This window comes from Gardnerella sp. KA01001 (assembly GCF_049244025.1).
GTDB classification, from domain to species: domain Bacteria; phylum Actinomycetota; class Actinomycetes; order Actinomycetales; family Bifidobacteriaceae; genus Bifidobacterium; species Bifidobacterium swidsinskii.
In genome coordinates, this window is the sequence record NZ_CP058366.1 from 883,722 (window position 1) to 909,169 (window position 25,448).

General features: G+C 41.9%; 19 protein-coding genes and 2 tRNA genes. 14 read left to right on the forward strand and 7 right to left on the reverse strand.

All coding sequences use genetic code 11. The features are described 5' to 3' along the window. Positions 1-98: 98 nt before the first annotated feature. The 6 genes from purD to purT all read right to left on the reverse strand — a co-directional run bounded on the left by purD (position 99) and on the right by purT (position 10,253). Positions 99-1,370 (reverse strand): phosphoribosylamine--glycine ligase, encoded by a 1,272-nt coding sequence (gene purD / locus HXT59_RS03570; protein WP_421784121.1) that lies wholly within the window; start codon positions 1,368-1,370, stop codon positions 99-101. Between the two features lie 41 nt (positions 1,371-1,411). Beyond that, on the reverse strand, positions 1,412-2,446 hold the full coding sequence (gene purM, locus HXT59_RS03575; protein ID WP_421784123.1) for a phosphoribosylformylglycinamidine cyclo-ligase: 1,035 nt from the start codon (positions 2,444-2,446) through the stop codon (positions 1,412-1,414). 96 nt (positions 2,447-2,542) lie between these two features. Beyond that, entirely contained in the window at positions 2,543-4,030 is a 1,488-nt protein-coding gene (gene purF / locus HXT59_RS03580; RefSeq protein WP_415693208.1) for an amidophosphoribosyltransferase, read from the reverse strand. An 83-nt stretch (positions 4,031-4,113) separates the two neighbouring features. Then, positions 4,114-7,869 carry a phosphoribosylformylglycinamidine synthase gene (locus HXT59_RS03585; RefSeq protein WP_421784125.1) on the reverse strand — a complete coding sequence of 1,252 codons (3,756 nt, stop codon included), beginning with the start codon at positions 7,867-7,869 and terminating at the stop codon, positions 4,114-4,116. 142 nt (positions 7,870-8,011) lie between these two features. After that, the gene (gene purC / locus HXT59_RS03590; protein ID WP_421782737.1) at positions 8,012-8,794 is read right to left on the reverse strand and encodes a phosphoribosylaminoimidazolesuccinocarboxamide synthase; all 783 of its coding nucleotides are present in this window, start codon (positions 8,792-8,794) and stop codon (positions 8,012-8,014) included. A 175-nt stretch (positions 8,795-8,969) separates the two neighbouring features. After that, positions 8,970-10,253 (reverse strand): formate-dependent phosphoribosylglycinamide formyltransferase, encoded by a 1,284-nt coding sequence (gene purT, locus HXT59_RS03595; protein WP_421782735.1) that lies wholly within the window; start codon positions 10,251-10,253, stop codon positions 8,970-8,972. 140 nt (positions 10,254-10,393) lie between these two features. Between purT and HXT59_RS03600 the strand changes: the two genes are divergently transcribed. From HXT59_RS03600 to HXT59_RS03625, 6 genes are all read left to right on the forward strand, one after another. Continuing rightward, positions 10,394-10,469 (forward strand) — tRNA-His (locus tag HXT59_RS03600). A 147-nt stretch (positions 10,470-10,616) separates the two neighbouring features. Next, on the forward strand, positions 10,617-13,316 hold the full coding sequence (locus HXT59_RS03605) for a DNA translocase FtsK 4TM domain-containing protein (protein ID WP_421782733.1): 2,700 nt from the start codon (positions 10,617-10,619) through the stop codon (positions 13,314-13,316). An 81-nt stretch (positions 13,317-13,397) separates the two neighbouring features. Further along, on the forward strand, positions 13,398-14,078 hold the full coding sequence (gene pgsA, locus HXT59_RS03610) for a CDP-diacylglycerol--glycerol-3-phosphate 3-phosphatidyltransferase (protein WP_004108344.1): 681 nt from the start codon (positions 13,398-13,400) through the stop codon (positions 14,076-14,078). Between the two features lie 111 nt (positions 14,079-14,189). Further along, on the forward strand, positions 14,190-14,879 hold the full coding sequence (locus HXT59_RS03615) for a CinA family protein (RefSeq protein WP_004108334.1): 690 nt from the start codon (positions 14,190-14,192) through the stop codon (positions 14,877-14,879). A gap of 205 nt (positions 14,880-15,084) precedes the next feature. After that, positions 15,085-16,224 carry a recombinase RecA gene (gene recA / locus HXT59_RS03620; protein WP_004108332.1) on the forward strand — a complete coding sequence of 380 codons (1,140 nt, stop codon included), beginning with the start codon at positions 15,085-15,087 and terminating at the stop codon, positions 16,222-16,224. A gap of 31 nt (positions 16,225-16,255) precedes the next feature. Further along, the gene (locus HXT59_RS03625) at positions 16,256-16,924 is read left to right on the forward strand and encodes a regulatory protein RecX (RefSeq protein ID WP_004108330.1); all 669 of its coding nucleotides are present in this window, start codon (positions 16,256-16,258) and stop codon (positions 16,922-16,924) included. Positions 16,925-16,983: 59 nt separating this feature from the next. On the opposite strand, the gene thrC is transcribed toward HXT59_RS03625, so the two are convergent. Then, on the reverse strand, positions 16,984-18,510 hold the full coding sequence (thrC, locus tag HXT59_RS03630) for a threonine synthase (protein ID WP_004108328.1): 1,527 nt from the start codon (positions 18,508-18,510) through the stop codon (positions 16,984-16,986). A 199-nt stretch (positions 18,511-18,709) separates the two neighbouring features. Between thrC and HXT59_RS03635 the strand changes: the two genes are divergently transcribed. The 8 genes from HXT59_RS03635 to HXT59_RS03670 all read left to right on the forward strand — a co-directional run bounded on the left by HXT59_RS03635 (position 18,710) and on the right by HXT59_RS03670 (position 25,435). Further along, a complete protein-coding gene (locus tag HXT59_RS03635) occupies positions 18,710-19,987 on the forward strand; it encodes a glutamate-5-semialdehyde dehydrogenase (protein ID WP_421784129.1) in 1,278 nt (425 codons plus the stop codon). A 38-nt stretch (positions 19,988-20,025) separates the two neighbouring features. Next, the gene (locus HXT59_RS03640) at positions 20,026-20,544 is read left to right on the forward strand and encodes a phosphoribosylglycinamide synthetase (RefSeq protein WP_112928724.1); all 519 of its coding nucleotides are present in this window, start codon (positions 20,026-20,028) and stop codon (positions 20,542-20,544) included. Next, positions 20,534-21,346 (forward strand): nicotinate-nucleotide adenylyltransferase, encoded by an 813-nt coding sequence (gene nadD, locus HXT59_RS03645; RefSeq protein ID WP_416090851.1) that lies wholly within the window; start codon positions 20,534-20,536, stop codon positions 21,344-21,346. Before HXT59_RS03640 ends, nadD begins: the two co-directional genes overlap by 11 nt. 96 nt (positions 21,347-21,442) lie before the next feature. Further along, positions 21,443-22,465 carry a ribose-phosphate diphosphokinase gene (locus HXT59_RS03650; protein WP_032837849.1) on the forward strand — a complete coding sequence of 341 codons (1,023 nt, stop codon included), beginning with the start codon at positions 21,443-21,445 and terminating at the stop codon, positions 22,463-22,465. A gap of 91 nt (positions 22,466-22,556) precedes the next feature. Then, positions 22,557-22,627, forward strand: a tRNA-Gln gene (locus tag HXT59_RS03655). Between the two features lie 114 nt (positions 22,628-22,741). Continuing rightward, the gene (glmU, locus tag HXT59_RS03660) at positions 22,742-24,151 is read left to right on the forward strand and encodes a bifunctional UDP-N-acetylglucosamine diphosphorylase/glucosamine-1-phosphate N-acetyltransferase GlmU (protein WP_102703176.1); all 1,410 of its coding nucleotides are present in this window, start codon (positions 22,742-22,744) and stop codon (positions 24,149-24,151) included. 36 nt (positions 24,152-24,187) lie between these two features. Further along, positions 24,188-24,592 carry a ribosome silencing factor gene (rsfS, locus tag HXT59_RS03665; RefSeq protein WP_004108303.1) on the forward strand — a complete coding sequence of 135 codons (405 nt, stop codon included), beginning with the start codon at positions 24,188-24,190 and terminating at the stop codon, positions 24,590-24,592. 24 nt (positions 24,593-24,616) lie between these two features. After that, positions 24,617-25,435 (forward strand): histidine phosphatase family protein, encoded by an 819-nt coding sequence (locus tag HXT59_RS03670; protein WP_421784131.1) that lies wholly within the window; start codon positions 24,617-24,619, stop codon positions 25,433-25,435. Positions 25,436-25,448 lie beyond the last annotated feature (13 nt).

Here is a 25,448-nt window from a genome sequence, read left to right on the forward strand (position 1 = left end):
ACAATGCCCCTCGTTTGTATTTGATACATAGTATGTTTCAAATAGCGAGGGGCTTATTGATTTGCAATTTGTTAATGAAAACTATATCAATTAACAAACTATTTTAAGGCTTTAGATGCGATATCATGCCTAAAGAACATGTGTGGAAGATTAAGCTTATTTAATATGCTGTAGACGTTGTTTTGAGCGTCTTTTACGTCATCTCCATGCACTTGCACAAGAGCTACTCTACCTGAAGAAGTAAGAAGTTTGCCGCTTTCTTCATCGCTTTTTACTCCTGCATAATACACGTGTTGACCTTGATTTTCGTCAACAGGAATTTGAGGAAGAGGAGTTCCAGTAACTAAAGTGCCAGGGTAGCCTTCGCTTGCAATAATTACGCCGAGCGTAACACCGCTATCTTTCCAAGTAAAAGTTGGGCTTTTATGTCGCAAAATATTCCATATAGCTTCACCAAAATCTGAAGTAAGGCGAGGAAGCACAACTTCTGTTTCTGGGTCTCCAAAGCGAGCATTAAACTCAATAACTTTAGGACCTGTTGCTGTATCAATTAAGCCAGCATAAAGCACGCCGGTAAAAGGCGTACCCTCTTTAGCTAGTCCTTCAACAGTTGGGCGCACAATTTCGTCGATAGCACGCTGAACTGTTTCGTCGCTAATTTGCGGCACAGGGCTATAAGCTCCCATGCCTCCAGTATTTGGTCCTTTGTCTCCGTCATAAGCACGCTTGTGATCTTGAGAAATAGGCATAACCCAAAAATCAGTTCCGCTTACAAAACTCATAAGCGAAAACTCTTGACCTTGCAAAAATTCTTCAATAACAACTTTTGCTCCAGCTTGACCAAAACGATGATCTACGAAGATATCATCCAAAGCATCAACTGCTGTTTGCTCATCCATAGCAACAGTAACGCCTTTTCCAGCAGCCAAACCATCCGCTTTAATAACAATTGGAGCACCATGCTCAAGAACGTATGCGCGTGCCGGCTCCAAAGCGTCAAATGTTTTGTAGGAGGCAGTTGGAACGTTGTGACGAGCCATAAGCTTTTTTGCGAAATCTTTAGAGCCTTCAATTTGAGCTGCGGCTTTGTTTGGACCAAAAGCGGCAATTCCATGCGCTTCAAAATCGTCAACAATGCCATTCATAAGGGGAACTTCAGGACCAATGAACGCAAAATCGTAGTTATTGTCTTTAACGAACTTAATAAGAGCGTCATGATCTGATTGACTTATGTTTGCAGTTTGAATGCCATCTGCTGCAATACCAGGATTTCCAGGAGCAACAGTTACTTCTTCAACGCTTTCTCCTTTAAGTAGCGCGTGTGCAATAGCATGTTCGCGAGCGCCAGAACCAACTACTAAAACTTTCATTTTTAATCCTTTATTGCTTTAAAATTTTGCTGTTTTGTGGATTACAACAATTCGACTGCAACGTTTTCGCGCTTAGCCATTTTGCCAATAATATAAGCGGTTTCGTTATGCTCTTTTAGTATTCGCATTGCCTCGTCTGCTTTGTTTTCGTCAACTGCCAAAACCATGCCAATACCCATATTAAAAACGTTGAACATTTCAGCGTGAGCAACTTTTCCAGCTTTTTCAATAACTCCAAAAATAGGTGGAACGCTCCAGCTAGTGGTATCAATTTTTGCAGCCAAATCATCTGCGTACATGCGTGGAACATTTTCAATAAATCCGCCGCCTGTAATATGAGCAACTCCCTTAATAAGATGTTCTGCAAAAAGTGGCTTTAAAGCTTTTACGTAGATTCGAGTAGGTTCAAGAAGAACTTCGCCAAGTGTTTTGCCATTAAGCTCATCTAGCTTGGTGTCAACGTTAAAACCTGCTTCTTCAAACAAAGCTTTGCGAACAAGAGAGAATCCATTTGAATGAACTCCTGAAGAAGGAAGTCCGATAAGCACGTCGCCGGCAGTAATAGTGGATCCATCAACAATATTCGAACGTTCTGCAACGCCTACTGCAAAACCTGCAAGATCGTACTCGTCTTCGTCATACATTCCAGGCATTTCAGCAGTTTCGCCGCCAATTAAACCTGCTTCTGATTGCACGCAACCATCTGCAACGCCTGAAACTACCTGCTCAAGTATTTCAGGATTGTTTTTTCCGCATGCAATATAATCGAGGAAGAAAAGCGGCTCGGCACCTTGAGCTGCAATATCGTTTACGCACATTGCAACGCAATCAATGCCAATAGTGTTATGCTTATTCATCATTTTTGCAATCACAAGCTTGGTTCCAACGCCATCCGTGCCAGAAATCAGCACTGGCTCTTTGTAACCAAGAGATGCCAAATCAAATAAGCCGCCAAATCCGCCAATGCCACCTACAACGCCTGGGCGCTTTGTGCGATTTACATGAGATTTAATACGACGTACTACTTCGTATCCTGCTTCTACGCTTACGCCAGCTTCTTCATATGCGTGTGGCATATTGGTTCCTTTCGTAAATATGTTATAAGTATTTTCTTAAGTTTTATTTATAAATTGCAATGAACAATTTAATTAATAAATAATCAAGTTATTAAGTTATATAAGATTTTCGTGTGAATATTTACTGTGCTTCCTTACTTCTTGCAAATGTTCGCGTTCTTCAGGAGTAAGGGAAGCCAAGAATTCTTCGCCATAATCGTCTAGTGCAGTAGGGTAGTCGCCATTAAAGTAAGCAACGCACAAACCGCCATAAGGAGCAGGCTTTTTTAATCCAATCGACTCGACTAATCCATCTAAAGACAAAAATGCTAAGGAATCAGCATCGATATACTCGCGAATTTCTTCAACTGAATGCTTTGCTGCAATAAGTTCCTTCGTAGTTTGAATATCGATACCGTAGAAGCAAGGATATTTAAGCGGAGGGGAAGAAATACGCATATGCACTTCTTTAGCGCCAGCTTCTCGAAGCAATTGCACAATGCGCTTAGAAGTAGTTCCGCGAACAATCGAATCGTCAATAACGATAACGCGTTTTCCTGCAACCACACCACGAACAGCAGAAAGTTTCATACGAACGCCTTGCTCGCGTAATTCTTGTGTCGGTTGAATAAAAGTGCGTGCAACATATTGGTTTTTAATCAATCCCATTTCGTTTGGAATTCCGCTTGTTTCAGCGTATCCTGCAGCAGCAGAAAGTGAAGAATTAGGTACTCCAATAACCATATCTGCTTCAACAGGAGATTCTTTAGCCAAACGCGCACCCATACGCTTTCGCACAGAATGAACATTAATACCGTAAATATTAGAATCTGGGCGAGCGAAATAAATAAATTCCATTGAGCATACTGCATGCTGTACATGCTTCGTATATTGCTCAATAGTGTAGCCATCGTCATTAATAACAATGATTTCGCCAGGCTCAATATCGCGAATAAACTCTGCTCGCACAATATCAAGCGCACAAGTTTCAGAAGCGAGCACGTATGCGCCGTTCTTCATACGACCAAGCGAAAGAGGGCGGAAACCATTTGGATCAGTCGCTCCGATTAGTGCATCTTGAGTAAGTAATAAGTAAGCAAAACCGCCATGAACAGTTTGTAAAGCTTCTTTTAGGCGATCCATAAAAGTTGCTTTACTGGAGTGGCGAATCAAATGCATCAATATTTCAGTATCAGAATTTGAGTGGAATATTGAGCCTTTATCTTCCAAGGAATTACGTAGGCTAGTGCAATTTGTCAAATTTCCGTTATGAGCAAGAGCTACGTCTCCATCGTGGAAACGGAATAGGAAAGGCTGAATGTTATCAACGCTTCCAGAACCTGCAGTAGCATATCGCACGTGACCGATAGCCCTGTTTCCAGTAAGACGATTCATAACTTGTTCATTGCTAAATACTTGAGTTAGCAATCCCAATCCGCGATACCCATGCAGTTTGCCATTGTCGTTAGATACAATGCCGGCACCTTCTTGTCCTCGATGCTGTAGCGCATGAAGTCCAAAATATGTCAGCCTAGCTGCATCTTGATGACCCCACACACCAAATACGCCGCATTCTTCGTGAATATCTTCAAGTTCTGCAGACATTCATACCCCCCTAATAATCGATGATTGTAATCGTCGAATTTTGTAGTTATTTTGATACAAGTTTTGCAACTGTAAACTAAAGCTCATGCAGTGAAATATTCAACACCAGCTTCAAACAATGGTTGCTCGTGGAAATCAGGAATATTGACATACAAGTCACGACCTGCGCGCTCGCAATGTCCCATTTTTCCAAAAACTCGACCATCTGGGCTGGTAATTCCTTCAACGGACATAATCGATCCGTTTGGATTCACATTCAAACTCATGCTTGGAACGCCATTGCTATCAACGTATTGCGTAGCTACTTGGCCGTTGTTAATAAGCTTTTCCATAACTTCTGGCGTTGCAATAAAGCGACCTTCTCCATGAGAAATTGCAACAGTATGCATGTCTCCAACTTGCGTATTTGCTAACCATGGTGAAAGATTTGAAGCAACTCTAGTGCGAACAATCCTACTTTGGTGTCTGCCAATAGTGTTGTAGGTAAGAGTTGGGCATTCGGAATTTATTGGGATAATGTCACCAAAAGGCACAAGACCAAGCTTAATAAGCGCTTGGAAGCCGTTGCAAATTCCAAGCATTAAACCGTCACGATTATTAAGCAAGTCACGAACTGCGTCTGTTACTGCTGGATTCCTAAAGAATGCTGTAATGAATTTTGCAGAACCGTCCGGCTCATCCCCTCCAGAGAAGCCTCCTGGAATCATTACAATTTGACTCTTTTTAATCTCTTCAACCAATTTCTCAGCTGATTGTGCAATATCTTTTGCGCTTAAATTATTAATAATAAGCGTATGAGCGTCTGCTCCAGCTTTTTCAAAAGCAGCTTGAGTATCGTATTCGCAATTATTTCCAGGGAAAACTGGGATAATAACACGAGGATGCGAAAGCGGCTTTAGTTTTCCTGTGTGCATGCGGTCTGTAGTAGGAACATTAGTTTCGTTATTAATAGTTTCTACAATCTCGCCAGGCTTTTTATATGGGAAGATTGAGGAAAGTTCGCTTTCCCAAACCTTTTGCAAATCACTTAAATCAATTTCTTCGCCATTTGATGAAGTAATTACGTAATTTTCAGTTGTTTCGCCAACAAGCTCAACGTCAACCAAGCTTGTGTTAGCTAAAGACGGAACTTCAGCGTCTTCTTTAAGCTCAACATAGAAGCTTCCATATGCTGGCTTAAATAAATCATCGTCGCTTAAATTGTTGAATAATTTAAGACCAATATGATTTCCAAGCGTCATTTTGAATAAGCTTTCTGCACTAGCACCGTAGCTAGGAGTAGATATAGCAAGAGCTTGCTTGTTTTTCGTAATATTTTCTACAATTTCTAGTGCTTTCAGGAAGCTTTCTTTTTCTGGAGTAATTCCGTCGGATTTATACTTCGGAGCAATACGTATAACTTTATGATTTACACCCTTAAATTCAGGTGAAACAGTTAAACGTGCATCTCCAGTAGAAACAGCAAACGAAATCAAAGTTGGTGGCACATCCAGATTCTCAAAACTGCCGCTCATGGAATCCTTGCCGCCAATAGCTCCAACGCCAAAATCAAGTTGTGCACTTAAAGCACCAAGAACTGCTGCAGCTGGCTTTCCCCAACGCTCTGGAATATCGTGAGGCTTGCCAAAATATTCTTGCAAACTCAAGTAAGCACGTTCGCGAGTGAAACCGCTAGCTGCTAGCTTTGCCAATGATTCAACAACCGCAACATAAGCTCCAGTAAACTGATTCTTTTCCATCAAATACGGATTAAATCCCCAAGCCATTGCGGAAGCTGTGTTTGTTTCGCCAAATACTGGGAATTTAGCAACCATGGCTTGAGCAGGAGTAAGCTGGCGACGACCGCCAAAAGGCATAAGCACAGTAGCAGCGCCAATAGTAGAATCAAATCGTTCAGATAAGCCTTTATTTGAAGCAATATTAATATCCGAAACTAAGTTATGCATGCGCTTTTCTAACGGCAAATCTGACTGATTCTGCCATGGAGTTTCGTAAGATTCTCCACTTTCAATATGCAATATCTGCTGTTTTGCAGCGCCATTAGAAGCCAAGAATGCGCGGCTTAAGTCAACAATGGTTTTTCCACGCCAAGTCATTCGCATTCGTGCTTCTTCAGTAACAGTCGCTATTATTTCTGCTTCAAGATTTTCTTCACGAGCATACTTCAAAAATTCTTCAGCATCACTTGATGCAACGTCGACAGCCATGCGCTCTTGAGATTCAGAAATAGCAAGCTCAGTGCCGTCGAGACCTTCGTACTTTTTAGAAACTTTGTCGAGATTAATAGTTAAGCCGTCGGCAATTTCGCCAGTTGCGACAGAAATGCCGCCAGCGCCGAAATCGTTGCAACGCTTAATAAGTTGACAAGCATCCTTGCGTCGGAAAAGTCGTTGCAGTTTTCGCTCAATAGGAGCATTACCTTTTTGAACTTCAGCTCCGCACTCTTCAATACTTTCAACATCTTGAGCTTTAGAAGCGCCAGTTGCGCCGCCAATGCCATCTCTACCAGTGCGTCCGCCAAGAAGAATAATCACATCGCCAGGAGCTGGAGTTTCTCTGCGCACATGGTCGGCTGGGGTAGCGGCAACAACTGCACCAACCTCCATACGTTTTGCAACATAACCAGGGTGGTATAACTCGTGTACTTCGCCAGTAGCTAAACCAATCTGATTTCCGTAAGAAGAGTATCCTGCGGCAGCAGAAGTTACAATTTTTCGCTGCGGAAGCTTACCGTTTAAAGTCTCGCTAATAGGCGTGCGTGGATCTGCAGCACCAGTTACGCGCATTGCTTGATACACATAGGAGCGTCCAGAAAGAGGATCACGGATGCAGCCACCAATGCAAGTTGCAGCTCCACCGAAAGGCTCAATCTCTGTAGGATGATTATGTGTTTCGTTTTTAAACAGGAATAGCCAATCTTCGTCGTGACCGTTTACGTCCACTTTAACTTTTACTGTGCAAGCGTTGATTTCTTCTGACTCGTCCAAATTTTTAAGCTCGCCGGTATGCTTTAAGTATTTTGCGCCAATAGTTGCCATATCCATAAGGCAAACAGGCTTATTTTCGCGATTTAGTTCTTTTCGCAAATCAAGATAACGGCTAAATGCTTCTTGAACAGTGTTATCGTCAATAGAAATATCTGTAAGCTCGGTGCCAAAAGTCGTGTGACGGCAGTGGTCGGACCAGTACGTATCAATAACGCGAATTTCTGTAATAGTAGGATTTCTATGTTCTTCACGGAAATACTTCTGGCAGAACTTTGCGTCAGCCAAATCCATTGCCAAACCGCGAGTATTAATAAAGTCTTGTAATCCAGCTTCGTTTAAATCGTTAAATGAGCTAATTACTTCTACATCAGATGGTACAACTGCTTCTCGCTGTAAACTTTTTACCTCATCAAGTGAAGCTTCTCGCGCTTCAACAGGATTAATAACGTAGTGTTTAATATCGTTTAGTGCTTTTTCGTCAAGATCACCTTTTAAAGCGATTACTCTAGCAGTGCGCACTGTTGGGCGTTCGCCTTGACTAATAAGTTGAATGCATTCGCTAGCAGATTGCGCACGCTGATCGAATTGACCAGGCAAAAATTCTACAGCAAATACGTGCTCGTCGGTTTCAATAGGCAAGTAATCGTAAGTATTATCAACTGGAGGTTCGCTTAATACTGTTTGCACAGCATTGTCGAATAAATCTTTGCTGATACCTTCAACGTCATAACGGTTAATAATTCTTGCGGAAGTAATCGCGCTTATGCCAAGAATCTCCCTAAGCTCATGTAAAAGCTGTTGCGCTTGAACGTCAAAACCAGTGCGTTTTTCCACATATACGCGAAATACCACGAGAAACCTACCTTGTTGAATGTGCGGTATGAATGCAGTGTTTATTGTTGTATTGGTTTTAAATTATAAATATTAAATTATTCAAAATCACATTAAGAATGCATGTGGCTCGCACCCCTAAAGGTACGAGCCACAACAATCATTATCGTTCTACGCAATCGTCAGGTTTGCGCACAGAGACATCCAAGCCTTCGCTTTGAGCTAAAGATGCAAGCCTATCGTAAATCTCTTCATAAGCAGGAATGATGTCGCCTAAATCGCGTCTGAACAAGTCCTTGTCCAAATGGCTTACCTCATTCGTACCAGCATTGCGCTTATCCCAAAGTCTGCAAGTATCAGGAGTTATTTCATCAGCGAGAAGAATATTTCCTTCGGCGTCCACGCCCTCTTCAATCTTGAAGTCGACAAGCTGAACATCAATCTTTGAGAAAATATCCAACAAAGCATTGTTAACAGCATGAGCTTGACGAGTGACTTCTGCTATTTCTTCATCTGTTGCTAATCCAAGAGCCACAACGCCTTCAGGATTAATAAATGGATCACCAAGCTCGTCGGACTTTACGCAGAACTCCAACAATGGCTTCTTTAAAGGTGTTCCTTCTTTAACGTTATAACGTTTTGCAAAAGAACCTGCAGCAGTATTTCGCATAATAATTTCCAGTGGGAACATGCGCATACGCTTTACAAGTTGTTCAGTATCGGAAATTCGTCCGAGGAAGTGGCTTTTTACGCCGCGCGCCTCAAGTAAATGGAATAGTAACGAAGTAATCCGGTTATTTAAACTGCCTTTACCTGCAATCTGAGCTTTCTTCAGACCGTTACCAGCTGTTGCCTGGTTCATGTATTCAACCCATAGCACATTGGTGTCATCGGTAGCATACAGTTTTTTGGCTTTGCCTTCGTACAACTTCTCAAGTTTTTCCATGATATGCCCTCTCTTATGTGCATTCACAGTTGTAGGCGCAAACCAACAATATTTGTAGGTTTACCTGACCTTTGCCAGCACGATTAGCGTAACAATTGTTACCTACAAAATTTCCCTTCGTGCATACTGTAAATTATTATCTTTTTTAACTCCTATGCCTTAATTTTCAATGTATCTAAGCATTTGTTTGTGTAGTTTTTAGCGAAATGGCGACGCGTGTCGCATTTTCTCTAGCTTCTTCTTGCGTTAATCCAGTAGCTAAAGAAACTGCCATGCGTCTGTGACCATGTACAGAAGGCTTAGCAAAAATACGCAAGTTGCATCGATAATTTTCGCCAGATTGCAAAGCTTGAGCAATATTCGTAAAACCAACAGATCCTTCCGCCTTAATAACAATGGCGTGACTTGCTGCAACTTCATTATTTTTCAAAGAAAGCTCAGTATAGTTAGCTGTAACTGGAACTCCCAAAATAGCCAATGCGTGTAATGCGAATTCACTGTAGTGCTGCGAAATCATAGTTACCATGCCAGTATCGTGTGGGCGAGGTGACAATTCATTAAAAAGCAAAGAGCCATCAGTAAGCACGAATAATTCGACTCCATAAACGCCCCAACCTGTTTCGCCAGCTTCTTGCGCAATATCAGTCAAACCTTCTACAGCGCGCTTTGCAATATCTTTCGCATTAGTGCGGATCGATTCAGGAATATTTGCAGGCTGCCAAGATTCTCTATAGTCTCCGTCTTGCTGACGCTGAGCGATCGGCTCACAAGTAGTAATTCCTGCGCAAGAGCTTATTGTAAGTACTGTAAGCTCATAATCAAGCGGAGCTAAAGCTTCAACAATAACGCGTGAACACTCATTCTCATGACCAGCTGCTGCACGCCTGCCATGCTGAGCTTCATTCCAAGCTGCAAGCAAATTTTCAGAACTACGAACTATTGACTGACCGTGACCAGAAGAGCTCATAACAGGCTTAACTACACAAGGATATCCAACTTTTTTAGCTCCATCCTCTAACTCTTCATAAGATGAAGCGAAACAATACGGTGTAGTAGGCAGTCCTAAATCTTCGTGCGCAATTCTACGCAAGCGCTCGCGATCCATTGCAATCGCGGCAATATCTGAGCTAGGAACGACTTGAATATTCTTTTTAGCAGCATCTTTCAAAACTTCAGTAGCAATAGCTTCAACTTCTGGAATAATAATGTCAGGATTCACATTTGAAATAAGTTCTTGCAATTCTTGCGGATTCGACATATCTAGCACGTGGTATTCGTGAGCTATTTGCATTGCAGGAGCGTTTTTGTAGCTATCGGCAGCGCATACTCGCACGCCTAATCGCATAAGCTCAATCGCAATTTCCTTGCCAAGCTCGCCTGAGCCAAGAAGAAGTGCTGTCGTGTTGTTGCTATTTGCAGTTACGCCAAAAATGCGTTGATTTTGCTCAGAAAAACTCATACACCCATTGTTGCATTTGCCATTGTCGAATAATTGATGTTGCTACTACGACGCGCCGAAGTGTGTTGCTCTGGCGGAAATCTAGAAAATCGTGTATAGTATCCCTTTGTTGTGTGATTATGTATGTTTTCACGCGCATGGTGGCTATAGCTCAGTCGGTAGAGCATCTGATTGTGGTTCAGAAGGTCGCGCGTTCAAGCCGCGTTAGCCACCCCACTTGAACGGCTGGTAATTGACCAGCCGTTTTTTGTTAGTTTTGTAACCCTTCAAGCCAAACAGTACATAGGGTAAACTGATATGGTTAGGGTGTTTCCCGACTTAAATTGTGCGTGCGCAATGAAGTAATGCACAGAAGGAGTATTTATGGCTGGTAAGGCTTCACCTAGTGAACCATTGTGGGAGACAATTCTCCTGTTTGTGCCTAGAACTTTAGGAAAGTTAGTGCGCTCGTTTTTTGGTGTTGGAGAATACGATGAGGCATATCGCAGGGACGGTTTGTGCTTCGTTATGCTTGTTCTTGCGATTTTGTTCTGCGCATCAGAATGGTTTAGAGTTAGTGGGTTTATTGGAGTAGGTCTCCATTTTGTGTCTTCTAGTTTGCTTGGAATTATGAGCGTTGTTCTGCCTGTGTGGTTAAGCGTTGTTGCTTTTAGGTTGATGCGTAACAGTGGAGTTGGCTCTGGTAATCCTCGTGTTATTAGCGGATTTATTATTCTATTGTTGTCTGTTTGCTCAATTCTTGATATTTCTTCTGCACCTCGCGGAAAAGCGTTTAATTTAGACACTGTACAGAAGTCAGGTGGGTTATTAGGTTTTGTGCTCGGATCTCCGCTATCGTGGGGTCTTTCTCGTATTTTTGCAATTATTATTTTTGTAGTAGCTGCTATTTTTTCGATATTAATGATTGCTCGCCTTCATGTAACTGATATAGCTCAAAGTGTTGCTACTATTTTTGCTAAATATAACAGTAAAAAGTCTTCTGAAGATTTAGGAAACTCTGCAGAAGATAATTCTGACAGCAAAACCAATTCTTTGGAATTTGCAGATGATGTGCCAACTCACAATGAAGAATCGCCTAAAAATAATAGCAGATCTTCTCAAATGTCTTCTGTATTGAAACTGTTTAAATCATTCTTTAAGCGTAAAAACAGCAATAATAATGGGGAATTGCTTGACGAATACGCCGGCGATGATGCATTTTCGCATGCTGCTTCTCACGGTAATAGTGCAGATAATCTTGAAAGAGTTGAACCTCGTAAAGCAAGAACTGTGAGCAGCTTTTCAGATAATAATGCTGCAAATAATTCTCAATTTGAAAATGCTGATAATAATTCGAGTCAACTTACACCTAGAAGTGTTTCATCTTCATCAAAGCCTGTTCCTGAAGAAATATTGCCAAAAGCTCCTATGAGTGATTCCTCTTTATCTGCAAGCGATCCGTGGTCAAGTATTCCAGCTGAACGTATGGATCAATATCGCAGGGATCAGGAAGATTCAGATGATGAAAATGCTGCCGGCAGTGAAAGTGGTGCTGGCAATAATAATGAGCCTTCTTTTGATTCTTCCTCTGAACCTTACAAGCTCCCTGATTTGAATCTTTTGGCTTATGGCAAGCCTCATGCTGCGAGAACTCCAGCAAACGATAACGTTATTCGCGCGTTAACTTCTACTTTCGAACAGTTTGACGTTGACGCTCACGTTATTGGATTCCTTAGAGGCCCATCTGTTACGCAGTACGAGGTTGAGCTTGGTCCTGGTGTAAAAGTTGAAAAAGTTACGAATTTGCAAAAAAATATTGCATACGCTGTAGCTAGTACGGATGTGCGTATTTTGTCGCCAATCCCAGGAAAGTCTGCTATTGGTATTGAAATTCCAAACGTCGACCGCGAAATTGTGCATTTGGGAGATGTTCTGCGCTCGCAAAAAGCTATGAATGACCCTAATCCTATGCTTACAGGCGTTGGAAAAGATGTTGAAGGTCATTTCGTAACGGCAGCTCTCGATAAAATGCCGCATTTGCTTGTTGCTGGTGCTACTGGTTCTGGTAAGTCGAGTTTCATTAATTCAATGCTTACTTCGATTATTATGAGAGCAACTCCTGAACAAGTTCGCATGATTATGGTCGATCCTAAGCGCGTGGAGCTTTCTGCTTATGCTGGCATTCCGCATTTGCTTACTCCGATTATTACGGATCCTAAGAAGGCTGCGCAGGCTCTTGAGTGGGTTGTTAAAGAGATGGATGCTCGCTACGACGACTTGCAATTCTTTGGTTTCCGTCATGTTAAAGATTTCAACAAGGCTGTTCGTGAAGGAAAGGTTCATGCTCCGGCTGGATCTGAGCGAAAAGTTGCTCCATACCCGTATTTACTTGTGGTGGTAGATGAGATGGCTGATTTGATGATGGTTGCTAAGAACGATGTGGAAAGTTCTATTCAGCGTATTACTCAGCTTGCTCGAGCTGCAGGTGTGCATTTGGTTCTCGCTACTCAGCGTCCGTCTGTTGATGTTGTAACAGGTTTAATTAAGGCGAATATTCCTTCTCGTTTGGCTTTTGCTACTTCGTCTGCTACTGATTCAAGGGTTATTCTCGATACTGTTGGCGCAGAAACCTTGATTGGTCAAGGCGACGCTTTGTTCCTTCCAATGGGTGCTGCTAAGCCTCAGCGTGTGCAGGGTTCGTGGGTGAGTGAATCTGAAATTCGTAAGGCTGTTGAGTATGTTCGCACGCAGCGCAAGCCAAAGTATCGTGAAGATATTGAGCAAATGGCTCAAAAAGCTGATGCTCAAGCTCAAAGCAAGCTTAAAACTAGCGATATTGGCGACGATATGGATGAGTTGCTTCAGGCTGCTGAGCTTGTTGTTAGCTCGCAATTTGGCTCTACTTCAATGCTTCAGCGCAAGTTGCGCGTTGGCTTTGCAAAGGCAGGTCGATTGATGGATTTGCTTGAATCTCGAGGAGTAGTGGGACCTTCTGAAGGTTCTAAAGCTCGCGAAGTTTTGGTTCAGCCGGAAGATTTGCCAAAAGTTTTGGCTTTTATTCGTGGTGAGTCAGATTCGTTATAAGATATTGTATTGTTATGTGCAGTACCAAGTTGTGTGATGTGCTAGAAGTTTTTACTTTGCAGTAGAATGAAGGTTATGTGTATGAAGAAAAAAGCTAAGTCATCATTTTTTGCTGGCTGGAATTATGCTCCGAATATTGTGACTTATATCCGTATTTTGCTTTCGCTTGTTTTTATTGTTTTATATTTGAAAGCAGGTATATGGGGTTTTGATTCAGTTTCGTTGCGTTGGGCTGCGTTTGTGCTGTTTGTTGTAGCTGCTTCTACGGATAAGCTTGACGGGTGGATGGCTCGTAAATATCATAAGGTTACAGAATTAGGTAAGTTGCTTGATCCAATTGCGGATAAAATTCTTATTTTAGCTGCGCTTATTATTGCTTCTGTTTTCGGCGAAATTTATTGGTGGATAACCATCTTGTTCATGATTCGCGAAATTGCCATTACTCTTGTGCGAATTTATGTTGTTCATGTTCGTGGAAGGGTAATTGCTGCATCCTCTGCAGGAAAATATAAGACTCTTACGCAGTCGATTGGTATTGCAATGATTATTGCACCTCTTGTTGCAACTCTTCATGCTAATCCATTGCCTTCTTGGATGGTTTCTTACTATGCAGTTGCTTTTGGCTTGCTTGGTATTTCTTTGGGCTTTGCTTTCTATTCTGCAGTTTTGTATGTCTATAGTGCTTTCTTTGAGGGTTCTTCAAATAGCGAATCTCAAGTTGATGATGCAAAAAATGCAGTGCCTTTGTCTCCTGTGAAGTAAATAAAATATAACGAGTTAAACTTCTTGTTTGTAGCTTACGGTTTTTCATAGATTATCCCTAAAGGGTTTATGTTTTGGAAAATCGTAAGCTACAATCATATCGAGCGTATTATGAATAATTCTTCAGGTTTTAATACAGTTTCTTTAGCTGCGAATCTATTGGAAAAAAGTTTTATTAAAGGAATGCATATTGCTTCAGCAGAGTCATTAACTGGCGGGCTTTTGGCTGATGCTTTTGTTTCTGTTCCTGGTGCGTCACGAGTTTTTTGTGGATCTGCTGTCACTTATGATATTCATGCTAAATCCAAAATTCTTGGCGTAAATTCTAATCTTTTACAATCTGAAGGCGCGGTTTACCAGGATGTTGCTTTTCAAATGGCGATTGGAGCTGCTCAAATATATCGTGGCAGTGGATGGGCGTATGAGGAAGATTGTGAGTGTTGTGCAAATTTTCCTATTATTGGCTTGTCTACAACTGGTGTTGCAGGTCCTGGTCCTGATGGTAGTAAACCAGCAGGTTTAGTTTATGTTGGAATATTTTTGCCTCAAGTTAGTGATGTTATGGATTCTGTTAAAGATGTAGCTCGTAAAGAACTTGAAAATGGCTGTGTGAGTAACGTCTATGATTATGATTTTGCTCAAATCGAAAGTCAAAGCGTAACTAAAATTGCGCCATCAAGTGCTGCTTTTGTTTTTGAATTGAGATTATCTGGCAGTCGTCAAGAAGTTCGCGAATCTACTGTATTTCAGTTGTTGAGAATAGCTAATGACTTGATTGCTTATGTCGAAGATTGTAAGTAGTTGGGTTGTAATCAAGACACGCGCTATCGAACAAATGTTCGCATATGTAGTATACTTATGTTTGTCGAGATGATTTAAGCTGAGTTAAGTGTTTAAGTGCTTGGATTAAATGTTTTATCCACATTGCACAAAAATGCTTGTACTTGAATCTAGTATGGAACTAAGGTCGTTCGATACATAACGGCATGCGAAAGGAGTAGCATACATGGCGCAAACAAAAAGTAAAGGCAGTATTAATCGCCTTATTGATGCGGATAAAACAGATCCACGTCGCCAAGCAGCGTTAGAAACTGCTTTAGCCAATGTTGAACGACAATATGGAAAAGGTTCTGCAATGCGCTTAGGTGATAGACCTATGCAAGATGTAGAAGTTATTCCTACTGGTTCATTAGCGTTGGACACTGCTTTGGGGATTGGCGGTGTTCCTAGAGGGCGAATAGTTGAAGTCTACGGTCCTGAGTCTTCTGGTAAAACAACTCTTGCTTTGCATATTGTTGCAAATGCTCAAAAAAATGGTGGGGTAGCGGCATTTATTGATGCTGAGCATGCGTTGGATCCTGTCTATGCGAGAAAGCTTGGAGTAGACACGGATGCTCTTATTGTTTCTCAGCCAGATAATGGTGAGCAGGCATTGGAAATTGCTGATATGCTTATTCGTTCTGGTGCGTTAGATGTTATTGTTGTTGATTCTGTAGCGGCATTAGTTCCTAAAGCTGAAATCGATGGCGATATGGGAGATAGCCATGTGGGCTTACAAGCTCGCTTAATGAGTCAGGCGTTGCGTAAGATGACTGGTGCTCTTTCACAAGCTGGCACTACTGCTATTTTTATTAATCAGCTTCGTGAAAAAATTGGCGTATTCTTTGGTAACCCTGAAACTACCACTGGTGGTAAAGCTTTGAAGTTCTATGCGTCTGTGCGCATGGATATTCGCAGAGTTTCTACTATTAAAGAGGGCGAAGAAGCTGTTGGTAACCGAACTAAAGTTAAGATTGTCAAGAATAAAATGGCTCCGCCTTTCAAAACTGCTGAGTTTGATGTTCTTTACGGAGAAGGCATCTCGACTGAAGGTTCTGTTATCGATATGGGACTGCAAGCTGAAGTTATTAAGAAATCTGGTTCTTGGTTTACTTATGACGGTGAGCAGCTTGGACAAGGTCGTGAAAACGTCCGTAAGTTCTTGAAAGATAATCCAGCTATTACTGAAGAAATTAGCGAAAAAGTCAAAGCTTTGTTAGGTTTAATGCATACTGAAGATCAATTCGCTGAAGATTCTGAACTAGATCAATTCGATGATGATTCTGTAGCTAAAAATTCTGCACAAAAGTCATCCGAATCGAAGTAATAATAAGATTACAGTGTAAAGCGAATGCAATATGCCTATTAGTGTAGAGAGTTTTCTTCGCGATCATCCAGTAGAGCGTGCTGACGAAAATGACGAAAGTAATAGTGTAGTGACACATACTCGCAAAAAAATATCGCATAAGTCAGTACTTTTAAGCGCAAAAAATAATACAAAAAACATGCCGTATGTAAAAAACGCTAAAGTAAGTGATTTAAGCGACGAACTTTGCAATAGTAGTGAAGATGATTGCAGGGAAGCTGCTTTAAGGCTTTTAGATTATGCTCCTCGCTCTGTGATGAACATGCGCAAAAGGCTTAAAGAAAAAGGTTACACGGAAGTTGCTGTTGACGCGGTTATTCGTCGCTTGCTTGAATTGCATCTTCTCGATGACAATCAATACGCTCAAATGGTGATTCGCTCTTGCGCAGTGAGGCTTCTTGGTGCTAGAGCTACTCGAATGGAATTGCAGCGTAAAAATGTTGATCCTGCTGCTATTTCACAAAATGTAGCTTCTGCTCAAAACTCTGGAGTATTCACTGAAGCAGCGTGGGAACTCGGTCGCAAAACGGCTTCGCGCACGAGAAATCTTGAGCCTTTAGTTCGAAGACGAAGATTTTTCGCAGCAGCTGCAAGAAAAGGTCATGATTTAAACGTTATTAACGAAGTGTATGCAGCTTTATTCGAAAGTAATAACGAATGAATAGTAAAAGAGGCTGGATTATACAAGTAAACCAGCCTCTTTCGCTTAAAACTTTATGATTATTTTGCGAAATTATGCGCTTGAGCTAAAACATACTCAGGCATATCTTCAACATTAATAACATCATTAAAGCGTGGAGTTTTATTTTCAAGATTTCTAAGCATGCTTGGAGCTTTAGTTCCTGTAGCTTTACTAAGAGCGTCCATGCATTTGAAATCATTCATATCTTGCACATGCTCAATATTCAAAGCTTCAGCAACAACGCGAGGGAATTTGTATGGGCTTGCAGTGCTTAGCAATACTCTAGGTGTGCTTTCGTCATGTGGAATATTTTGCATAACGAAGAATCCGCAAGCAGTATGTGGGTCGATTACATACTTGTACTTGTTCCAGCAGTCATAAATAGCTTCGCGAATTTGATCTTCATTTGCCCAACCGCAGCCAAACAGTGAGCGAATCTTTGCAAGCACATTTTCTGGAATCTCAAAAGCGCCCCACTGCTGTAAATCGTTCATAAGCATTTGTATTAAACGCGTGTCTTTATCGCACATGTAATAAAGCATTCGTTCCAAATTAGAAGAAACCAAAATATCCATAGAAGGAGCAACAGTGTGATGGAATGTGCGCTGACGGTTATAAGTGCCGCTTACCAAAAAATCAAACAAAACATTATTGCTATTGCTTGCAACAATAAGATGTTTTACAGGAAGACCAAGCATTTTTGCGTAATATCCAGCAAGAATATCGCCAAAATTGCCGGTTGGTACGCAAAACTCAATTTCGTCTCCAAGAGCTATTGCTTTACGCTCAACAAGTTGCTTATAAGCCGCAAAATAGTACACGACTTGCGGCACGAGTCGTCCAACATTTATTGAATTAGCAGAAGACAATTCAGTATTCGCAGATTCTTCAATATTTTTATTAAGCTCACTATTGGTGAAAATCTGTTTTACGCCAGTTTGAGCATCGTCAAAATTGCCTCGAACTGCGCAAACTTTCACATTTTCGCCCACCTGCGTAGTCATTTGCAATTCTTGAACGCGGCTAACTTTTCCTTCTGGATAAAAAGTAACCATAGAAGTGCCTGGAACATCAGCAAAACCAGCCAAAGCAGCTTTACCTGTATCTCCAGAAGTTGCAGTTAGAATCATAACGCTTTTTTCAATATCAGATTCGTTCTCGTGTTGAGTTTTAGTGCGAGACATTAATTGTGGCAACATTTGCAAAGCAACGTCTTTAAACGCGCAAGTAGGACCATGGAAAAGTTCCATAACAAAATCGCTAGTGTTTCCAAGCTGCTGAAGTGGAGTAATAGCGTTATTAGCCCATTGATTGCCGTATGCCAGTTTAATGCAAGAAGAAAGCTCTTCTGAAGTATAATCAGGCAGCAACAGTTGCAAAATATCCTGCGCAATTTCTTGATACGATTTGCCTTGCAATTTAGAAATATCGTAACGCTCGCTACCAAGGCTATCAGCTACAAATAATCCGCCATCTTCAGCAATTCCTTTACGTATTGCCTCTTTTGATGTGCAAGTTGGCTTAAGCGAACGAGTGCTATGGAAAATAGTTGTATCTGCTGCCATAATAACTCCGTAACCGTCTGTTTATAAAAAATATTTTTTACTTACATAGATTATTTATGTAAATTATTTACACAACTTATATCAAATTATGGTACCTGAAGCGCTGGGCGAATGGGCGTGTGCTAATCTCATATGTATAAATGCTTTTGTTTTACTATTAATTAATTGGCGATTAGGCAAATAATCTATAGGGGGAACGTTGTCTGTTGATGATTTAGTGAATGCTCGTGCTGATTGTGCGCGCAAAGCGTGGCGTAATTTTGCTCATGCAGATACTCGCGCAAAAAATGCGCTTCTCGAAAAAATGGCAGATGCCTTAGAGTATGCAGCTTCAAATATTGCTGAGGCTAACGAAAAAGATCTTAAAGAAGCTGAAGCTAAAGGAATGGATGCTGGAAAGCTCGACAGGCTTAAATTTGACGAAGAGCGAATCCAAGCTTCTGCAAAAAGCGTGCGAAAAATTGCACAATTGCAAGATCCTGTAGGAGAGGTTGTTCGCGGATACACTCTTCCTAATGGCATTAAACTTTCGCAAATTCGAGTTCCAATGGGCGTTATGGGAATGATTTACGAAGCTCGTCCAAACGTAACTATTGATGTAGCTGCTTTGTGTATTAAATCTGGAAATGCTGCGATTTTGCGTGGTGGAAGCGCGGCTCTCCATACGAATCAGGCGAGTATTGAAGTTATACAATCGGTTCTTAAAAATTCTAACTTTAGTGCTGATTTGATTCAGTCTGTTGATGATTTAGGAAGAGACGGAGCTACGTCAATGATGCATGCTCACGGTCATATTGATGTGCTTGTGCCTAGAGGTAGCGCAAATCTTATTGCAGCAGTTGTTCAAGAATCTACGGTCCCTGTTATTGAGACTGGAGCTGGAAACGTACATATTTATGTAGATAAAAGCGCTGATGTTAAAAAAGCTATACCTATTATTATTAATGCAAAAACGCAACGAGTGGGCGTGTGCAATACTGCTGAAAAATTATTAGTGCATAAAGCTGTTGCGCAAGAATTTTTGCCAAAAATCGCTGCTGCTTTAGCTGAGCATAATGTAATTTTACATGCAGACGATAAATCTTACGATATTTTGCAATCCGCTAATATTCAAAGATTGCAGCTTGAGCGTGCCACTGAGGAAGATTGGAAGCGAGAATATTTGTCGCTGAATATGGGTGTGAAAGTTGTAGATGATTATACTGATGCAGCTTCTCATATTGCGAAATATTCTACTGGCCATACTGAAACCATTATTGCTGAAGATTATTCAACTATTCAAAGTTTTATTGCAAGTGTTGATTCCGCTGTAGTTATGGTAAATGCTTCAACGCGCTTTACGGATGGTGGCGAATTTGGTTTCGGCGCAGAACTTGGTATTTCTACGCAAAAATTGCATGCGAGAGGCCCTATGGGTTTGCTTGAAATGACAACAACCAAATGGATCGGCTACGGAGATGGGCAGATACGCGAGTAGTACTGGTTTTAATAGTTACGTGGCGGTAAGGTAAGAGTATGCCTAATAATGACGTGAATTTGAGTACAGCTGAAGCGCTTGATATTGCTGCTGAACGTTTGTCCATTGTGCGATATGTTTTTTTGGTGCAAATTGAAGATGGTATTGCTTCTGCATCGCAACGTTCATCGCTTGAGTATGCTGACGCAGTGTTGATGGGCTGGCCAGATTCTGATTCGAATGATGTGACTATTCCTGATGAAACTTCGTTTAATAATGTTCTTAAAAATGTTCGCAATATGGAAAAGAATATTATTAAGTTTAGCGAATTAGAACGTGATCATGATATTGATGGCATGACATCCATGCTTGCTAAAATTTCGGAATCTGTAGCGAAAATTCGTGGTGCATATCAACCAGATTTCCCTCTTCCAACTTTTGCCGAAATCCAGCGTGTCGTAAAAGATGAGTGGGATGAAGAAATGGGCAACATTAATCCGGATAGCGCAAATGTTGCATCTGGATTAGTGAATGAAACTCAAGTGGAAGACAAGGAATCTGAAGCGAATGAGTCCTGAAATTCACGAAGATGCAGAACGTCGCATGTCTGACCTATTTCATGGCGCGTTTACTGGTAAAGAAGCGGCTCCTCCTGCGGTTGTGAATTCAGTTCATAAACGTACTTCTGCTCGTGGCAATGTGCATGAACGTCAACGCATTGGAATTATGGGCGGCACATTCGATCCAATACACAATGGTCACTTGGTTGCGGCTTCGGAAGTTGCTTGGGTTTATGATCTTGACGAAGTTATTTTCGTTCCTACCGGTAGGCCTGTTTTTAAGCTTGATAAAAAAGTTACGAATGCAGAAGATCGTTATTTAATGACTGTTATTGCAACAGCATCAAATCCAAAGTTCACTGTTTCTAGGGTTGATATTGATCGCCCTGGAGTTACTTATACTATCGATACTTTGCGAGATATACGTGCTCAACATCCTGATGCGGAACTTTTCTTTATTACTGGAGCTGACGCTATTGCTGAAATAATGCAATGGAAAAATGCGCGCGAAATGTGGAATTTGGCTCGATTCGTGGCTGTTACTCGTCCTGGCTATTCGAGGCCAGAAAAGTTAGCAGATTCTAATTCTCCGTTAATGCCTCGCCAAATGCATACGAATGATACTGGTATTGCAGCGAATTGTGACGATATGGTTCATTGTGATTCTACGCATTTGCCGGTTGATATTTTAGAGATTCCAGCATTGTCTATTTCTTCTACTGATGTTCGTCGTCGAGCTGAGCATGGTGAGCCGGTGTGGTATTTAGTTCCAGATGGAGTAGTTCAATACATAGTTAAGCATGGTTTATATCGTGCGTAATTATTGATTTTGTAGGCTTGTCGTTTATCGTCTGTGCAAAAAGTTAGTATTGATTATGTTCATTTCGCGAATTAAAGCGAACTAATGTTTGGAGATATGGTGAGCATCGTCCTTGAAGGAAAGCCAGATAAAAACCTTGTTCTCGTTACCGGTCGCGCACATCCGAAGCTTGCTCGTGATGTAGCTGATCAGCTTGGAATTGATGTACTTGAAACTACGGCATACGATTTTGCTAATGGTGAAATGTATGTTCGCTATACGCAATCTGTGCGTGGTACAGATGTATTCGTGCTTCAAAGCCACAGTGATCCTGTTAACAAGTCCATTATGGAACAGTTAATTATGATTGACGCTTTGAAGAGGGCTTCTGCTCGTTCAATTACTGCAGTATGCCCGTTGCTTGGTTATTCTCGACAAGATAAAAAGCATCGCGGTCGCGAACCTATTTCTTGCCGCTTGATGTTTGATTTGCTAAAGACTGCTGGTGCTGATCGCATTATGAGCGTCGATTTGCATGCAGCTCAGTCTCAAGGATTCTTCGACGGTCCTGTCGATCACTTGATTGCTATGCCAGTTTTGGTTGATTACGTACGTGATCGTTTCCGCGATGATCTTGCTAATGTGACTGTCGTGTCTCCTGATGCTGGTCGTATTCGCGTAGCAGAACAGTGGGCTCAGCGCTTAGGCGGCGGTCCTTTGGCTTTTGTGCACAAAACTCGCGATATCACTTGCCCTAATAAGACGGTTGCAAATCGCGTCGTTGGTGACGTTGCTGGACGCGATTGCGTTATGGTTGACGACTTGATCGATACTGCAGGAACTATTGCAGGAGCTTGCAATGTGTTGAAGGAAGCTGGAGCTAAGTCTGTTACAGTTGTTGCAACTCACGGCGTGCTTTCTGGTCCTGCAGTCGAACGTTTGAAGTCTTGTGGTGCTAGGGAAGTTGTTTTGACTGATACTGTGCCTATTCCAGAAGAGAAGCGTTGGGATGGTTTGACTGTTCTTTCAATTGCTCCGCTTCTTGCAAGCGCTATTAAAGCAGTGTTTGAGGATGGTTCGGTTGCTAAGCTTTTTGACACTTATCCTGAGCATCACGGACAAGGATTCTTATTTGCTTAAGTATTGATTTCATGCGGTTTGCTTTTCGGCACGCCAATTTGACGTTTTTTGATATTATGGCATAATAGTGACTTGGCGGTTTTTCCGCCGTTCCCTCATGGTGTAATGGCAGCACACGGGTCTTTGGAACCCTTTGTCTTGGTTCGAATCCAGGTGAGGGAGCTTACTTGAAGCGCTACTCGTTAAATCGAGTGGCGTTTTTTGTTTTGAACGCTGCTAATAAGTAATAGAATTACATACAGCGAAATTTATTGAAATAGTATAAGGAGCGTATGCGTGGAAAAGCATGATGTAACTGCGGCAATAATTTTGGCAGCAGGCGATGGGACGCGTATGCGTTCAGAAACTCCAAAAGTACTACATCCATTTGCTGGTAAAACATTTCTCAATCGTGTTATGGATGCCATGAATGGCGTAAATCCTAAAAAACTAGCTGTAGTTGTGCATGCTCAGGCTGAACGCGTAGCTGCTGCTGCTATTAGCTATAACGAAAATGTGCATATTGTAAATCAGGACGAAACTCCTGGAACCGGCAGAGCAGTGCAATGCGCTATTAAAGATCTTAACGAAATTGCTAAAAACGAAACCGGTGAAGCATTAAAAGGAGCTGTGCTGATTGCCGCAAGCGATATGCCGCTACTTGATACGCAAACTTTGCAGTCTTTAGTTGATTTTCACAATAATAATAACAATGTGGCAACAGTTCTTACAGCAGTATTAGACGATGCAACTGGATACGGTCGTATTGTGCGCGAAGCAAACGGTGACGTTTTGCGTATTGTTGAACATAAAGATGCAAATGCTGGAGAGCTTGCTATTCATGAAGTGAACACTTCTGTATATGTATTCGATGCGACTGTATTATGTGACGCAATTGCAGATCTTAACTCTCAAAATGCCCAAGGTGAGTTCTATTTGACTGATGCTTTGGAACATGCTCGAAAGTTTGGTCATGTTGGCGCAATGTCTGCTCCAGATCCGCTTACTGTAGAAGGCGTAAATAATCGTGTGCAATTAGCTGCACTCGCAAAAGCACATAATAAGCGTGTGTGCGAAAAATGGATGCTTGAAGGTGTAACTATTCTCGACCCTGATACTACTTGGATTGAAGATAGTGTTACGCTCGCACAAGATGTTACTGTGCTTCCTGGATGCTTCCTTCAAGGTCGTACTACGGTTGCAAGTGGTGCTGTAGTTGGCCCTTACACGACTCTTATTGATGCGCAAATTGATGAGGATGCTGTGGTTGAACGTTCGCGCGTACAGGAATCGCATATTTGTAGAGCTGCAAACATTGGTCCTTGGACGTATTTGCGTGCAGGAAACGTACTTGGTGAGGAAAGTAAGGCAGGAGCTTTCGTAGAAATGAAGAAAGCTCATATTGGAAATGGCACTAAAGTACCTCATTTAAGCTATATTGGCGATGCTGATTTGGGTGAGCATACGAATATTGGCGGCGGTACGATTACTGCAAATTATGACGGAGTGCATAAGAATCATACTACGATTGGTTCTGGTGCTCACGTTGGTGCAGGAAACCTGTTTGTAGCACCGGTTACTGTGGGAGATGATGTTACTACCGGCGCTGGATCGGTGGTACGTCACGATGTTCCGGCTGATTCTATGGTGTACTCTGAAAATACTCAGCATGTAGTCGAAAATTGGAAGCCAGCTTGGGAACGCTAAAAAGCGTTTGTTGGAGAATTAAGGAGTAGTAACGTTATGACAGCTTTAGAAAGCTCAATTAGTGCAATTCGTATTGCTGCCGCTGCTGCAGACCGTTTGAAAGCAACGAACGAGCAGGCTTTTGATGTAAGCGATTTGCTTGGTATTACGGATGCTATGTTAGTTGTTTCTGCTTCAAACGAGCGTCAAGTATTGGCTGTTGCAGAAGAAATCGAAAAAGACTTGTACTTGAAAGACAACAAGCGCAAGGCTTTATCTCGTGAAGGCTTGGAATTAGCACAGTGGATTTTGCTTGATTTTGGCGATTTTGTGGTTCATGTAATGCATGAGGAAGCACGAGCATTTTACCGCTTGGAACGCCTGTGGAATGATTGCCCGGCAATCGATTTGCAGCTGCCAGAGCATGCTAGCGAAACTGAAGATTCTAGCAAAACTGAATAATAAGAAGAAAGTACGGTACAAACCATGGTTGATTTCGTAGAAAATGTTGCGAGTAACGTAAATAATTCCATTAATAGTGCGCATGAAGGAATTGCTCGTTCTGTTATGCTTATTCGCCACGGTCAAACTCCGTATAATGCACAGTTCCGTTTGCAAGGCATGATTGATATTGCTTTGGATGAGTCTGGAATGGATCAGGTGACTCGCTCTGGAAAAGCTTTGCGCGTGCTTTTTGGTGCTTCTGATTTAGAAGATCCAAAGGACCCGAACAGTGCTGAACACGTGCGCATTACGCCGGAAGAAGCGGACGCGAGTTTTGTGGCGATTGTTTCTCCACTTATTCGTGCTCAACAGACTGCTCATGCTTTTGCAGATAAGATTGGTCTTAATGTGCATGTTGAAGATGGCGTGCGCGAGCGATTTTTTGGCGAGTGGGAAGGGCTTAATCGCCAGCAAATTAGCGAAAAATGGCCTGAAGATTTTAATGCTTGGGTAAAAGGCGAAGGTGGAGAACTTAATCACGGTGCAGAAACTAAGCAAGAAGTTGGCGAGCGCGCTGCGAAAGCTGTTGAAGATTGGGTGCGCAAAACTGGATCGGACCGCGATTTACTAGTGTTCTCGCACGGATCTTGCCTTTCTCAAACTGTTCATAAGCTTCTTGGATTAGACAAGGTAGATTCTTCTTATAAGACGATTGGCGGAATGGGAAACGGCCGTTGGGCGCGCTTAATTCCAAGCCAAAATTCAGATGGCTCGATTCATTGGCGTTTGGATGCTTACGATCAAGGTCCTGCAGCTGACCCTACAAGCCAGCGTCTTATTCGCATTTGGGGTGCTGCGTAATCTCTCCTTTACC

Excerpts from the sequence above, each read along its gene's own strand:
- purD (WP_421784121.1), bottom strand. The coding sequence starts at position 1,370 with ATGAAAGTTTTAGTAGTTGGTTCTGGCGCTCGCGAACATGCTATTGCA.
- purM (WP_421784123.1), bottom strand. The coding sequence starts at position 2,446 with ATGCCACACGCATATGAAGAAGCTGGCGTAAGCGTAGAAGCAGGATAC.
- purF (WP_415693208.1), bottom strand. The coding sequence starts at position 4,030 with ATGTCTGCAGAACTTGAAGATATTCACGAAGAATGCGGCGTATTTGGT.
- purC (WP_421782737.1), bottom strand. The coding sequence starts at position 8,794 with ATGGAAAAACTTGAGAAGTTGTACGAAGGCAAAGCCAAAAAACTGTAT.
- purT (WP_421782735.1), bottom strand. The coding sequence starts at position 10,253 with ATGAGTTTTTCTGAGCAAAATCAACGCATTTTTGGCGTAACTGCAAAT.
- HXT59_RS03605 (WP_421782733.1), top strand. The coding sequence starts at position 10,617 with ATGGCTGGTAAGGCTTCACCTAGTGAACCATTGTGGGAGACAATTCTC.
- pgsA (WP_004108344.1), top strand. The coding sequence starts at position 13,398 with ATGAAGAAAAAAGCTAAGTCATCATTTTTTGCTGGCTGGAATTATGCT.
- HXT59_RS03615 (WP_004108334.1), top strand. The coding sequence starts at position 14,190 with ATGAATAATTCTTCAGGTTTTAATACAGTTTCTTTAGCTGCGAATCTA.
- recA (WP_004108332.1), top strand. The coding sequence starts at position 15,085 with ATGGCGCAAACAAAAAGTAAAGGCAGTATTAATCGCCTTATTGATGCG.
- HXT59_RS03625 (WP_004108330.1), top strand. The coding sequence starts at position 16,256 with ATGCCTATTAGTGTAGAGAGTTTTCTTCGCGATCATCCAGTAGAGCGT.
- thrC (WP_004108328.1), bottom strand. The coding sequence starts at position 18,510 with ATGGCAGCAGATACAACTATTTTCCATAGCACTCGTTCGCTTAAGCCA.
- HXT59_RS03640 (WP_112928724.1), top strand. The coding sequence starts at position 20,026 with ATGCCTAATAATGACGTGAATTTGAGTACAGCTGAAGCGCTTGATATT.
- nadD (WP_416090851.1), top strand. The coding sequence starts at position 20,534 with ATGAGTCCTGAAATTCACGAAGATGCAGAACGTCGCATGTCTGACCTA.
- HXT59_RS03650 (WP_032837849.1), top strand. The coding sequence starts at position 21,443 with ATGGTGAGCATCGTCCTTGAAGGAAAGCCAGATAAAAACCTTGTTCTC.
- rsfS (WP_004108303.1), top strand. The coding sequence starts at position 24,188 with ATGACAGCTTTAGAAAGCTCAATTAGTGCAATTCGTATTGCTGCCGCT.
- HXT59_RS03670 (WP_421784131.1), top strand. The coding sequence starts at position 24,617 with ATGGTTGATTTCGTAGAAAATGTTGCGAGTAACGTAAATAATTCCATT.